The organism is Acinetobacter sp. YH16038, from assembly GCF_013417275.1.
GTDB lineage: Bacteria > Pseudomonadota > Gammaproteobacteria > Pseudomonadales > Moraxellaceae > Acinetobacter.
Window position 1 is genome coordinate 1 of the sequence record NZ_VPEG01000019.1, and the last position, 12,574, is coordinate 12,574.

General features: G+C 36.6%; 10 protein-coding genes and 7 pseudogenes. 11 read left to right on the top strand and 6 right to left on the bottom strand.

All coding sequences use genetic code 11. The annotated features are described in order from the left end of the window. Window positions 1–152: DUF4372 domain-containing protein (locus FTV34_RS09725; protein ID WP_141214591.1), on the bottom strand; the 152-nt coding region annotated here is incomplete at its 3' end. 168 nt (window positions 153–320) lie between these two features. Here FTV34_RS09725 and FTV34_RS09730 point away from each other — a divergent pair. Together FTV34_RS09730 and FTV34_RS09735 are read left to right on the top strand one after the other, a co-directional pair. Beyond that, window positions 321–662: a hypothetical protein gene (locus FTV34_RS09730; protein ID WP_104472901.1), complete on the top strand. Its 342-nt coding sequence runs from the start codon at window positions 321–323 to the stop codon at window positions 660–662. Window positions 663–768: 106 nt separating this feature from the next. After that, window positions 769–912 (top strand): annotated as a pseudogene (locus FTV34_RS09735) (transposase); the annotation flags it as partial. Between the two features lie 53 nt (window positions 913–965). Here FTV34_RS09735 and FTV34_RS09740 read toward each other — a convergent pair. Next, window positions 966–2,006 (bottom strand): annotated as a pseudogene (locus FTV34_RS09740) (IS481 family transposase). A gap of 279 nt (window positions 2,007–2,285) precedes the next feature. Beyond that, complete coding sequence (locus FTV34_RS09745; RefSeq protein ID WP_180032295.1) at window positions 2,286–2,993, bottom strand: IS6 family transposase; 708 nt, start codon at window positions 2,991–2,993, stop codon at window positions 2,286–2,288. A 32-nt stretch (window positions 2,994–3,025) separates the two neighbouring features. On the opposite strand from FTV34_RS09745, the pseudogene FTV34_RS09750 reads away from it, so the two are divergent. From FTV34_RS09750 to FTV34_RS09760, 3 genes and pseudogenes are all read left to right on the top strand, one after another. Continuing rightward, a pseudogene (locus tag FTV34_RS09750) lies at window positions 3,026–3,421 on the top strand (integrase core domain-containing protein); the annotation flags it as partial. A gap of 151 nt (window positions 3,422–3,572) precedes the next feature. Beyond that, window positions 3,573–3,923, top strand: a complete 351-nt coding sequence (locus tag FTV34_RS09755) for a hypothetical protein (protein WP_004281821.1) — start codon at window positions 3,573–3,575, stop codon at window positions 3,921–3,923. A 202-nt stretch (window positions 3,924–4,125) separates the two neighbouring features. Continuing rightward, window positions 4,126–5,091, top strand: a pseudogene (locus FTV34_RS09760) (IS481 family transposase). Window positions 5,092–5,209: 118 nt separating this feature from the next. On the opposite strand, the gene FTV34_RS09765 reads toward FTV34_RS09760, so the two are convergent. Continuing rightward, on the bottom strand, window positions 5,210–5,641 hold the full coding sequence (locus FTV34_RS09765; RefSeq protein WP_004780041.1) for a PPC domain-containing protein: 432 nt from the start codon (window positions 5,639–5,641) through the stop codon (window positions 5,210–5,212). A 302-nt stretch (window positions 5,642–5,943) separates the two neighbouring features. Here FTV34_RS09765 and FTV34_RS09770 point away from each other — a divergent pair, with 302 nt between their 5' ends. From FTV34_RS09770 to FTV34_RS09785, 4 genes and pseudogenes are all read left to right on the top strand, one after another. Continuing rightward, a complete protein-coding gene (locus FTV34_RS09770; RefSeq protein WP_180032293.1) occupies window positions 5,944–7,149 on the top strand; it encodes an integrase arm-type DNA-binding domain-containing protein in 1,206 nt (401 codons plus the stop codon). A gap of 41 nt (window positions 7,150–7,190) precedes the next feature. Then, a pseudogene (locus tag FTV34_RS09775) lies at window positions 7,191–7,316 on the top strand (transposase); the annotation flags it as partial. Between the two features lie 9 nt (window positions 7,317–7,325). Beyond that, window positions 7,326–7,441: pseudogene (locus FTV34_RS09780) on the top strand (putative oxygenase MesX); the annotation flags it as partial. A 188-nt stretch (window positions 7,442–7,629) separates the two neighbouring features. After that, window positions 7,630–9,021, top strand: coding sequence for a methylenetetrahydrofolate reductase C-terminal domain-containing protein (locus FTV34_RS09785; protein ID WP_180032291.1), 1,392 nt, complete (start codon window positions 7,630–7,632; stop codon window positions 9,019–9,021). Here the strand turns inward: FTV34_RS09785 and FTV34_RS09790 are convergent. After that, window positions 9,018–9,686 (bottom strand): epoxyqueuosine reductase QueH, encoded by a 669-nt coding sequence (locus FTV34_RS09790; protein ID WP_180070061.1) that lies wholly within the window; start codon window positions 9,684–9,686, stop codon window positions 9,018–9,020. The genes FTV34_RS09785 and FTV34_RS09790 overlap by 4 nt on opposite strands. A 239-nt stretch (window positions 9,687–9,925) precedes the next feature. Further along, window positions 9,926–10,675 (bottom strand): annotated as a pseudogene (locus FTV34_RS09795) (IS5 family transposase). Here FTV34_RS09795 and FTV34_RS17925 point away from each other — a divergent pair. Continuing rightward, window positions 10,669–11,364 (top strand): hypothetical protein, encoded by a 696-nt coding sequence (locus tag FTV34_RS17925; protein WP_257226149.1) that lies wholly within the window; start codon window positions 10,669–10,671, stop codon window positions 11,362–11,364. The pseudogene FTV34_RS09795 and the gene FTV34_RS17925 sit on opposite strands and share 7 nt — an antisense overlap. 204 nt (window positions 11,365–11,568) lie before the next feature. Continuing rightward, a complete protein-coding gene (locus tag FTV34_RS09805; RefSeq protein ID WP_034705603.1) occupies window positions 11,569–12,552 on the top strand; it encodes a putative oxygenase MesX in 984 nt (327 codons plus the stop codon). The last annotated feature ends 22 nt before the right edge of the window (window positions 12,553–12,574 follow it).

Here is a 12,574-nt window from a genome sequence, read left to right on the forward strand (position 1 = left end):
GAGAATTGAGACATCAATATGGCAATAAACTGATCCCACCGGGAAGCCGCTCTAAATTTCTGTCCAACATGGTGTACTTTAGCAAGTTGTTCAAAATCCTGTCGCACAACAGGTTTAATTAGCTCATGAAATACGGTATTCTGATGTGACAAAACCTGAATTCTGGTCGTTAAAGTGTTTGTTTGCACTCATATTTTAACTGTTAGGACTCAGGTTTTTTTATTTAAAGCAAACTATGGGACAGCAGTGAGCTTAAAGCTCCCTTTTTCGACTTCATATAACGTGTATTATGTCAATTTTAGGGAAATTAAAGAGCAGAAATGAACTTAAATCTAAATAATAAAAAATTTGTAAATGCTAAAAATACATCTAATGGAGAAGTATCTCACGAGACTATTTTTAATTATTACCAAGTAGGTGAGCGTATAGAAGCTACCTATTCTGGTGGCAGTATTACCAATGGACATTTACTAGGTTTCATGACTTCTGAAAAAACTTTCACTATGGCATACCACCACATCAATGAGATGAATGAATTACGTATAGGTGAATGTAATACTGAGATTGAGATCCAAGCCAATGGAAAAATTAAGTTAATTGAAAATTGGCAATGGCGTAATGGAGACTGTTCTACAGGCGAATCAATACTTGTTGAAATGTAAGGTAGAAATAAATAAAGCCCAGATCTTAGATCGGGTGTTATTCACCAATTAAAACGGACACCTTTAATTAAGCCCTAGTGCTAAAGCCAGGGTTAAGGAGTGTCTTATGAGTCATATCGAAGTTATCACATTCAACCAGCGCCGCCGTCGCTATACTGCCGAACAAAAAGCCCAGTGTGTTGCCTTGAGCATGCAGGCGGGCTCATCGGTATCAGCAGTTGCACGGCAATATGGTATTGCCCCAAGTTTGTACTAGCTCAAACCTGATCTGACAGTTACCCATTTTTTATTGTGCCTGTCAGGTTAAATTTGAGCTAAATTCTTCTCAGCCCAAATCCGTTTTCCATCAAGTAAAGTTTCAAGTGGTGTACGACCACAGCACATTTTTCCTTGATGAGTCCGTTCAGTATTATAGAATTTCAGCCAATCGTCTAGATCAACTTGTAATTCTTCCAATGAGCTATAAAGCTTCTTCCTAAACGTAATTTGATAGAACTCCTGCAAAATCGTCTTATGGAAACGCTCACATATACCATTTGTTTGCGGGGAAGCTGCTTTTGTCTTCGTGTGATCAATATCATTGACTGCCAAATACAACTCATAGTCATGTTGTTCTACCTTACCGCAATACTCAGTACCTCTGTCTGTGAGAATGCGAAGCATTGGTAAGTCCTGAGATTGATAGAATGGCAACACACGATCATTGAGTAAATCAGCCGCTGTAATCGGTGTTTTTGTTGTATAGAGCTTGCAATGAACGACCTTGTTATAAGTGTCGATGAATGTTTGTTGGTAGATTCGTCCAACACCTTTGAGATTCCCGACATAAAAGGTGTCTTGCGCGCCTAAATAGCCTGGATGAGCTGTTTCGATTTCACCACAAGCAACGTCATCCTCATGCTTACGTTCAAGTGCCGCAATCTGCTGATCATTTAATTCAATACCATCCTGTGCTACTTTAGCCTCAAGTGCTTTTAAACGCTTCTTAAAGTTTTCTAAATCATGACGAAGCCATATAGAGCGAACCCCACTCCCTGAAACGAATACACCCTTCTTGCGTAATTCATTACTAGTACGGTGCTAACCATATGCGGGATATTGAATTGCGAAATCAATAACAGCCTGTTCAGTAGCATCATCTACACGGTTTTTTAAATTTGGTACTCGACGGGACTTATTAATCAGTGCGTCAATATCACCAGACTTCACTAATTCCTGATAGCGATAAAATGTATCTCTTGAAACGCCCATCACTTTGCATGCTCTGGATACATTCTGAAGCTCTTCAGCTAAATTAAGCAGACCTACTTTGTGTTTAATGATTTGATTGTTAGTATGCAACATAAGAAAGTTACCTTTGTTTGATTAAGATTTCGACACCTTTATCAAAACGGGTAACTTTCTCTTTTTCAAGAAGAATGTACGATCAAGTCTGAACTAATACATTTCAGCAGTTTGGATTAATTTGTTAAATGGTTCATCCCATGCATGATTTGCTAGTGAAAAACGCCCAATGTGCATTGGCATCATGGCTTTAGCTTTTAAATCCACCGCAGCCTTTATAGCCTCTTCGGCACTGTTGCAAATATAGATTTGAGCCGATGATGTTCTCGTTAAAAGTGCTTAGAGACCGAAAACTCTATTCACTAGATACACTTCACCCTGAGGTTGACCATAATAAAATAATGAAGCCTGACCTTTACGGAGGAGGGCACGCATCACTTCAATACCTTTGATTGTGGCATAAGCCGTCTTCATCGATTTGAAGCCTAAGGTCGCCTTGATAATTCGCTTTAACTTGCCATGATCACATTCGATCACGTTATTTTTGTATTTAATCTGCCTGTGCTCAAGATCCGGTGGACATTTTCCTTCCCGTTTTAACCGTGACAAAGCACGTCCGTATGTGGGTGCTTTATCCGTATTGATCACTTGTGGCATTTGCCATTTCTTCACATTATTTAAAATTTTTCCAAGAAAACAATAGGCTGATTTGGTATTACGTCTAGAAGAGAGATAAAAATCAATGGTATAGCCACGTTGGTCGACTGCACGATACAGATAAGACCATTGTCCATTCACTTTTACATAAGTTTCATCAATATGCCATGAGCTTAGCTCTTTAGGATTACGCCAATACCAACGTAAACGTTTTTCTATTTCAGGAGCATAACGTTGAACCCAACGATAAATCGTCGTGTGATCAACATTTACACCACGTTCAGCAAGCATTTCCTGAAGTTCACGGTAGCTAATGCCATATTTACAGTACCAACGCACAGCCCAAAGAATAATTTCACCCTGAAAATGCCGACCATGGAAAGGATTCATATACTGAACTTTTAGCTAGAAGGATATTAAGCTTATCATCTATAGCTATTTGCAACAGTGCCGAGCAAGCATTGCACGATCGAGGCATGCCAAAGAATGTGATTCACCATTCCCACAGAGGTATGCAATATCTTTCCATTCGCTATACCAATCGTTTAGAAGCAGCAAATTTACGAGCATCAGTCGGTACGACTGGTGATTCATACGATAATGCTTTGGCTGAAACAGTGAATGGCTTATACAAAACAGAGATGATTGAATATTTAAAAGCAGATTGGCAAAGTTTAGCAGATGTACAACTTGCGACATTAAATTGGGTAGATTGGTTTAATAAAAAGCATGTACACAGTGCACTAGGTTATGTATCGCCTTTTGAGTTTGAAGCAATGTACTATGATAAGATTAACCCGTTAGGTCAGGTGGCCTAACTTAAATAAAAAAATCTCCGATAAATCCGGTAAGGTTCAAAATGCGATTTATGGCTTTTTTATGTAAAAAAAAAGTAATATCTGTTTTATTGTTAAATTATAACAATTAGTATAAATACACCTATGATTTACAGATGAAAAAGGTAGTTAAATGAAATATTTTCTAAGTTTAACTTTGTTAGTTTTAGCAATGACTGGGTGTACTTCGAGTCCAAAGACTGAAACTTTACAAGATAAGGCTACAAGCAATACTTCAGCTGATACGCAGGTCCTTAAATTTTCTGGTCCAAATGGTTTATTAATTTTTCTGAAATCATCGGATAACTTTGAAACTGCTTTAATGACTGATAACTCAGGCATGGTATATCGTTTAAAGCAAACAGTTGCTGGTAGTGGTATTCGTTTAGCTAATAATAATGGAGTTTCAATTCACTTTAAACGTGGTGAAGGGGTTGTTGAATTTGTAAAAGACCAGCCAATCAGCATTACTGAAGTAAAATAATAAGGTTTAAACTTTAAGAGAACCCCACACCATAATCTACATACCGAAAGTTGGACACTATTCCTTGAAATGTGGTCAAACATGATCAAGGACTAATTCGCACTCTGTTAATGGGTGAATTCAAACATGAGGTGCGACAGTTGCAAAAGCCTTATGATAATCTGTGTGATTCATAGACATCACTTCAATATAATGGGTGTCTATGAACAGAGAAATTCAACAAAGACTCGTATGGGTTAAATTATTTGAAGAGACCAATAATGCTGGCCTGGTTTGTCGAAGATGTGGTATTTCTAGACCAACTTTACGCAAGTGGTGGAAATGATATTCTGAACAAGGTATTGATGGATTAAGTAGTCATAGTAAATGTCCCTTGAAATCGCCAAATACTAAAATCAATGCTGAGCTAGAAGCTTTAATATTGGAAATGCGCTCAGCTAGAAATCTTGGTGCTCGACGTTTGCAAACCGAATTAATGAGCTGCACGGAGTCTCGTTGTCCTTGGCGACTATCCATAAAGTACTATCCACCCATTAAGTCAAACCGATTAAAAAATTCCGTCGTAAAGTAGATTACATTTGTTATGAACGTCCATTACCAGGCGATAGAATTCAAATGGATACCTGTAAACTGGGTCCTGGACTATATCAGTACACATCTATCGATGACTGCACACGATATCGCATTTTAAGGATATATAAACGCCGAACAGCTGCGAATACACTCGACTTTTTAACTGTGTAATTGAATAAATGCCTTTTCCCATACAGCGAATACGGACCGATCGTGGACGAGAATTCTTTGCTGAAAAAGTACAGAAAAAATGATGCAGTATGGGATCAAATTTAGGCCGAATAAACCGGGTTCACCTCATCTGAATGGCAAGGTAGCGCTCACAAAAGACTGATGAATCTGAGTTCTACGCTACTGTAGATATCGATTCAGAGGAAATTCAGAGCAAACTGGCAGAATGGCAGCATTACTATAACTGGATGAGACCACATTCAGCTTTGAAAGATAAAACACCGATGGAAAGGTACTTGAATTATGTGAAGAAACTCCTTTCTTAGGTGAAGTCCAGAAGCAATACGACCCCTCAAATGAACGGATTCAACATGCCAATGACAAGATGTATTTAGAGATTGTTAAATTGAAACGATCTCTATGAGTTACGTATCTATATCATTTTTACTAATATAAAAACATATGAATAAAAATCACGCCCCGTTTAACTGGCAATAGTTTTTGAACCCTGTTATAAAAGCTTAAAAAAATCTAGCAAGTCTTTATTTAATGTCAATACTCATCCAGTATTGAGGTTTTTTATCTTTTCTTGCCTGTGATCTAGGTTGTAATACTCTAATTTCATACTCACCTGAAGCAGGTAAAATATAAATACCATTATCATCAAGCTCTGGAGAATATTCTCCAAGATTGATGGAGTCTTTTAATTGATTACCCCATAAGTAAGCTTCAACATTTCCTCCAGTCAACTTCACTTTTAACTTTTGCCCTTTTTTAGCATAAAATTTGTAGGAATCATACTTGTATCCATCTATCCTTCCGTAATAATTTGCAGAGTAAGCTTTTTTAGCAAACTTAACTACAATAGTCTTCCGTATATCATTGTTATCATTTGCAAGTACGACAGGGCTAACTATAGTTAAAGTTAGGGCTATCAAAGCGCCAGCTAGTAATTTCGTATTCGCTATTTCCATAATAAGGTTACCCTAATTCTTGTATCGCTCTTGACATAATAACATAACTAATAAGTAACCATGAATCATGGAGCAGAAATGTGAATAGTCATAACATGGGGTTGCACTTCAAATGCCAATTTAAGACTTGCAAAATCAATGGTTAATTAATTGGTTACTAAGGACTAGCCAATCTAAATATAAATTTTATTTAACAATTACTTATAAAAATATGTGATGCGTATGATACGCATCATATGAATATCGCTTAAATTTGCTATAATTGAATTGAGCAGTGCCATTTGTGGTTAGGTTAAAAATTCATGAGTCTTACTGAAATTAAGGTACGTCAAGCTAAACCAAAGGAAAAAATCTATTTTCTGGCAGATGATGATGGCTTAAGTTTGAAAGTAGAACCAAACGGGCGTAAATCTTGGAGTTACCGCTATTCACTTACAGGGACAAATAAACGTCCTCGCATGAAGTTGGGTGAATATCCTGTAATGTCCTTGAAAGAGGCCAGATCAGTCCGGGATGAATATAAATTTAATAATTATGAAAATAAACCACTGCATAAAAAATACATCAAAACTTTTCAGGATATTTGTGAAGAATGGTTAGAATTTAAAATTAAAAATTCCTTTGAAGATGAACCACGATGCGGTGTAATTCAGCTCGCAAAAAAATGTTTAGATCAGGATGTTTATCCAAATATTGGACTAATGCCATTTATTGAAGTTAAAAGATATGATCTAGTTAAGATTATTAAAAATATAGAATCTAGAAATGTAAAAGAACCTGTAAAGAAAGCCTATAGTTATTTAAATCAGATTTATGATTATGCTGTAGCAATGGGTTACTGCGAATATAATATTGCCCATGGTCTTCATAAAATATTAATCAATAATAAAATTAAAAAAAATTATCCGTATTTAAACTCAGATGAACTATCTAGATTCTTAGCTAGATTAAAGCAGGTTAATACAGATCCTATTATTAAAAAAGCCCTATTATTTAAATTATATACAGGCGTCCGTGGTGGAGAATTATTGCTTTGCGAACCACATCACTTCGATCTAGATAAAAAAATATGGAAAATACCAGCCTTACATATTAAACAATATAGAAGAAAGGTTATTTTAGGTCATGATATCCCTGATTTTTTTGTTCCACTATCTGATCAAGCACTTGAAGTTGTGAAATCAGCACTCGTTTGGTCTCATGGCGAAAAATATGTGTTTTCTAGCCCCCGAAATAATAATAAACCTATTCATTTTAATACCCTGAACTTGATTATCAGAAAAATGGGATATACTAAAAATGAATTAACTTCTCATGGGTTACGATCGACATTTAGTACCATATTAAATGAATCCGGTTTATTTCAATCAAATTGGATTGAAGCACAGCTATCTCATACTGATAAAAATAAAACCCGTGCAAGTTATAATCATGCAGAATATTTTAATCAGCGTATGGAAATGATGCAATGGTGGGGCGATTTTATTGATAGTTGTACTGTAAATTAATGGTTATGAAATCCAAGTTTTAATTAGAATAGGCTTTGTTGCACAAACCTATTCACCGCCATAAATCATTATCTAAAATTGCATCTCGTGGTAAAAGCTCAATGGGCCGGTTCTATGGCTATAAATTACATGTTGTGATGAATCAACTTAGAGAAATAGTCTGTTCACAATAATGATTTCTCTTAACTCGTAAAGTTTATGACGGTGTTGAACGTGTTCGATTGAATCTTAAGCAAGGTAAATGGATAGAAGAGAACTTCATTAAGTCGTATCAAATATTCTTGAAAAATAGGCATTTCATTTCACATTAGAGCGAGAATCTCATGAGAAAGTTGCCTGATTGAATGTAGTGAATAGATTCATTGCATAATTGTTGACTAAAATTTTCTATATCAGCCTGTTTAAGATTAATCGGGCTGATTCTGTTAGGTCGAATATAATAGCGACCTGCTTTAATCATTTTTATTTGAACTTTATTTTATGTCACAGCTTGCTTCCCATTTTAAGCACAATCAGTTTTGTATTTTGTTGGAATATTTAAGTTCTGCTAAGGGCATTGCTGTACCAATGTCTTTAGCAGAATTTCCATGTGCGATCACTTTGGCAGATCGAGTGCATGCCGATAGTGATTTGCCACCACTTGAATGTGCGAAGACATTTCCTTCATCAGTGGAAAAAATCATCCATTATTCAGGGAAAGGTCGGGATATTACTGATTTTGAGACCTTCTTAAAATTAACTCAAGCTTCGGGACAAAAAAATTTACTGCTTCTCACAGGTGATAAGTTAAAAGGGCATACAAATGGTCAAGATGGAACGAATCGCACCCGATATTTAGAGTCTGTAAATGCGGTCATGGCCGCAAAGTGTTATGGTGGATTTCATATTGGTGTAGCTTTTAATCCCTTCAAATATGCTGAAGCTGAACGTGATGCACAATATTTAAAACTTCACAAAAAGATTAAAGCAGGAGCAGACTTTATCGTTACCCAATTGGGTTACGATATGGAGGCTTTAAAACAAGCCAAGGCTTTTTTAAATCGTCATCGATACCCACAAAATATACTTGCTTGTGTTATGCCACTTAGTTTGGCACGTGCCAGTTTTATGGTGAAACATAAGATCGCAGGAATTGTGATTACACCACACATGTTACGAGTGTTGGCTCAGGAAAAACAGGATGGACGAACTGAGAATGCTTATAAACGTTGTGCTATACAAATATTGATGTGTAAGTATTTGGGTTTTGCAGGTGTGCATCTTTCAGCATGCCATAAGCCTGAAGAGCAAAAGCTTTTAGAAAAATATATTGAACAATATCGACATTATGGTTTACAGGAACTCGAAGCACTCTGGAATGCACTGTGGCAAGTGGAGACTAAAAAGGAACTCGTGCCAGAATTAGCTTATTATTCCCGCCAACCATCCTCTAGCCAGCTTATTAAATATCAGCAATTGCATTTCATGCACAAGGCTCTATTTGAGTCCAAAATTGCCAAAGGTGTGGGGCATTTTATTTTTAAAGCCTCACTCTGGGAAAATACTCCTGCAGCAAAAGCATTGTTAAAAACTGAATTTATCTCTAAGCAAGGGGTTGTGGGTTGTGAAAGTTGTGGTCAATGTAGGTTAGGAGATACTTTATATATTTGCCCTGAAACTTGCCCCAAAGGATTGGCGAATGGTCCTTGTGGTGGTACGACATTGGATCGCTGTGAGTTTGGAGATCGTGAATGCATTCATTCTGTGAAAGCCCGACTTGCCAAAGCCGTGGGACAGACTGACGTTCTAAAAGAAAAACTGATTCCAACTGTACCCATTGAAGTCCGTGGAACCAGTTCCTGGAAAAATTGGTATCTGGCGACTGAAGCTTAGCTTTCATCATCCATGGCATTCGAATAAAATTTCACGCCCAATTTGATGCGATCACGACCTTGGCTCATACGCCAACGGTTGGTATCACGTAAGGAGTATACACAGCCACAATATTCTTGTTGGTAGAATTCTTCCTTCTTGCTGATTTCAAGCATACGAACAGCACCACCATTTTTACGCCAGTTGTAGTCCCAATAGGTGATACCTTCATAATGTGAAGCAGAACGATGCCCACAATCATTGATCTGCTTCATATCTTTCCAACGAGAAATACCCAATGAGCTACTAATTAGGCTGAAGCCATTTTCAGCTGCATAAAGGGCAGTCCGTTCAAAGCGCATATCAAAACACATGGTACAGAGAATACCTTTCTCTGGCTCATTTTCCATGCCTTTGGCACGTGCAAACCAATTGTCTGTATCGTAATCACAGTCAATAAAAGGAATATTATGTTTTTCTGCAAAGCGAATATTTTCTTCCTTACGGATTTCATATTCCTTGACAGGGTGAATATTGGGATTATAAAAAAAGATCGAAAAGTCGATGCCTGATTCAATTAGGGTTTCCATCACTTCACCCGAGCATGGTGCACAGCAGGAGTGAAGCAGAAGCTTGTCATGACCTGCTGGGAGAGTCAATTTCTGACGTTCAAGTTTGTTTGACATAGTTATATGGGTTTAAATCTAAACCCTATATTTTAACGATTTAATTAGATAGTAAAGATCTGATATACTGATATTTTCTAAGGTTAAGATGAAAGAAATTCACTAATTGAAATTTAATAAGAACTAAATTATATAAGAGAATAACTACAATAATGCTTTGGAATTAGAACATTGCAAGTTAATCAAGAATCATTGTATGAAGCTTTAAAATTAAGTGAAGAAATTATTAAGGCGTGTCCTCATTTGGCTTTGCACCAAATAAATATGCAGGCTATACGCATAGATTTATGATTGCGTGCTAGTTTATCAAATCGAGTTTGCAATAGCACGGAAATGTTTTGATCTCACAAAAGCGTTTTCAACTAAATATCTTAATTTATATAGATATTTATCAAATTCTTTATTCGATCTCTTACTGTTTGATCTCAATGGAATAATAGGAATCATATTCTTGTTCTTAGCACATATTCGAATGTGCTCAGCATCATATCCCTTGTCAGCAATGAAATATGTTGCCTCGCCTACAATATCAGTCAGTTGTTTTGCAACTTGACTGTCGTGGACGTCACCCCCAGTGATTTTAAAATCAATCGGTAATCCATTCGCGTCGGTTGCAAGATGTATTTTTGTTGTTTGTCCACCGCGTGATTGTCCAATTGCTCTTTCGAAACCATACCGAGCTCCACTTGCATGTTGATGCACGCGTATGTAGCTTCTGTCAATGAATACCCATTCTTGATCCAAGACGCCTCGTAATCTAAAAAAAATTTATCCCATAATCCCTTACTTGCCCAGCGATTAAAGCGATTGTAAGCAGTTTGCCAAGGGCAAAATTCTTGAGGAATATCGCGCCATATGGCGCCTGTGCGCAGTTTCCATAAGATGGCTTCCATGATATTTCTACTGTTTTTTGAACAGTAACAACCATGTAATCGCATAGTATCCTGGATTTGCTGCCAAATATCATCAGTGAGAAGAGTACGTGCCATTGAAAAAATATAGAAATGAAAAGAGCTTAAAAGAGGATTATAAGTATTTAAAACCAATTCTTCAAATGAGGCCACGCCCTAGTAATTTTTTAGAAAGAAAGAGTTTAAGAGATGGTATTAGCACGAACTCTCAATTTCTAATTAAACGACAACCTTTTGTATACGAATATGCGTCTAATAAATATTATGAGCTAAAATATTCAAAAATTACGTCAGATATTTTTTCTAGAACAATAAAGTTTGTAGACGGAAAAATTGGAGATTTAGTACCATTATCAGCACAAAAATTTGCATCTGTTTATGAGAATTTAACGTCCGAAAATTCAGAGGATTGGTCAAATGCTGTTCATAGTTGTAGGCAAATATTTCAAGATACTGCTGATGTGATTTATCCTGCTAGAGAGGATAAGACTATTAATTTAGACAATGATAAAACTAAAATTATTAAATTAGGTGTGGATAATTATATAAATCGAATTATTGCATATGTTGATGAGCAGTCAGACTCTAAAAGATTTGAGGAAATCGTTGGTTCACAGATGAAATATTTAGGCGAGCGGTTAGATACTATTTTCAAAGCTGCTCAGAAAGGTTCTCATGATATTATTACTTCTAGGCAAGAAGCTGATCGTTATGTTATTTACACATACTTGATAGTTGGAGATTTATTATCTTTGGTAGAGTTGTAAAAAACATTATTAATTTCAGATAAAGATTTTAGATAGCCGCTTAACTTACTGAATAACTAAAAATCCTCAGAATCTTTAATTTATTAAGATGAGTATTTCTCATCTTAAGCTGAATTTATATCGTTTTACTCACTTTCTTATTCACGTTTAAATAAAGCCATTCAGAAATTTAGCTTTTTATAAAATTTTTAGGTGGCAATCTCCATGAGTACAGCATTTGAGTGTTCAATTAAACGTATCCGTTTTGATGAGAATTATACACCAGCAGAAAGCACACGTTTAACCACAAACTTTGCCAATTTGGCACGTGGGGAAAGTCGTGAAGAAAACTTGCGTCGTACCCTTGCGATGATCAACAACCGTTTTAATAGCTTGGCAACCGTTGATAACCCGAAAGGTGATCGCTATTCACTTGAGATTGACATCATTTCTGCTGAAATTGATATCGAAGGTAATGGTCAAACTTTCCCATTTATTGAAACACTGAAAAGTGTAGTGATTGACCATAAAACAGGGGAGCGTATTGAAGGCATGATCGGCAATAGCTTCTCATCTTATGTGCGTGATTACGACTTCAGCGTAGTATTGCCTCAATTGGGTTGTGGTGTAGGTGAAAAACCTGAAGATTTTGGAGATCTACATGGTAAATTGTATCAACATTTGGTGAATTCAGATGTATTTAAGGCAGAATTTACCAAGCCACCTGTGATTTGTTTAAGCGTTTCAACCTCTAAAACCTATTACCGTACGGCAAACGTACATCCTATTTTAGGTGAGGAATATACCAATGATGAATATTCACGTACCGATGAATATTTCGCCAAAATGGGCTTACGTGTACGTTACTTCAGACCGGAAGGTGGTAATGCACCATTAGCATTCTATTTCGCTGGCGACTTAGTCCGTGATTATACTGATTTTGAATTGATCAGCGCGATTGCAACCATGGAAAGCTTCCAAAAAATTTATCGTCCTGAAATTTACAACACCAACTCTCCGGCAGGTGTGGAGTATCAACCAAGCTTGAGCTATGGCGATTATTCACTTACACGTGTGGTCTATGACCGTGTGGAACGTGGTGAGTTAGCGGTTAAGCAAGGTAAATGGACAGAAGAAAACTTCATCAAACCATATCAAGATATTTTAAATGAATGGGCAGCAAACTTTAAGGTCGAAACAGCTGCTTAAGACATCGAATTGACACACAGAC

What these genes read in the sequence shown, in the direction of transcription:
- FTV34_RS09745 (WP_180032295.1), bottom strand. Translation starts at nt 2,993, where the DNA reads ATGAATCCTTTCCATGGTCGGCATTTTCAGGGTGAAATTATTCTTTGG.
- FTV34_RS09765 (WP_004780041.1), bottom strand. Translation starts at nt 5,641, where the DNA reads ATGGAAATAGCGAATACGAAATTACTAGCTGGCGCTTTGATAGCCCTA.
- FTV34_RS09730 (WP_104472901.1), top strand. Translation starts at nt 321, where the DNA reads ATGAACTTAAATCTAAATAATAAAAAATTTGTAAATGCTAAAAATACA.
- FTV34_RS09805 (WP_034705603.1), top strand. Translation starts at nt 11,569, where the DNA reads ATGAGTACAGCATTTGAGTGTTCAATTAAACGTATCCGTTTTGATGAG.
- FTV34_RS09790 (WP_180070061.1), bottom strand. Translation starts at nt 9,686, where the DNA reads ATGTCAAACAAACTTGAACGTCAGAAATTGACTCTCCCAGCAGGTCAT.
- FTV34_RS09785 (WP_180032291.1), top strand. Translation starts at nt 7,630, where the DNA reads ATGTCACAGCTTGCTTCCCATTTTAAGCACAATCAGTTTTGTATTTTG.
- FTV34_RS09755 (WP_004281821.1), top strand. Translation starts at nt 3,573, where the DNA reads ATGAAATATTTTCTAAGTTTAACTTTGTTAGTTTTAGCAATGACTGGG.
- FTV34_RS09770 (WP_180032293.1), top strand. Translation starts at nt 5,944, where the DNA reads ATGAGTCTTACTGAAATTAAGGTACGTCAAGCTAAACCAAAGGAAAAA.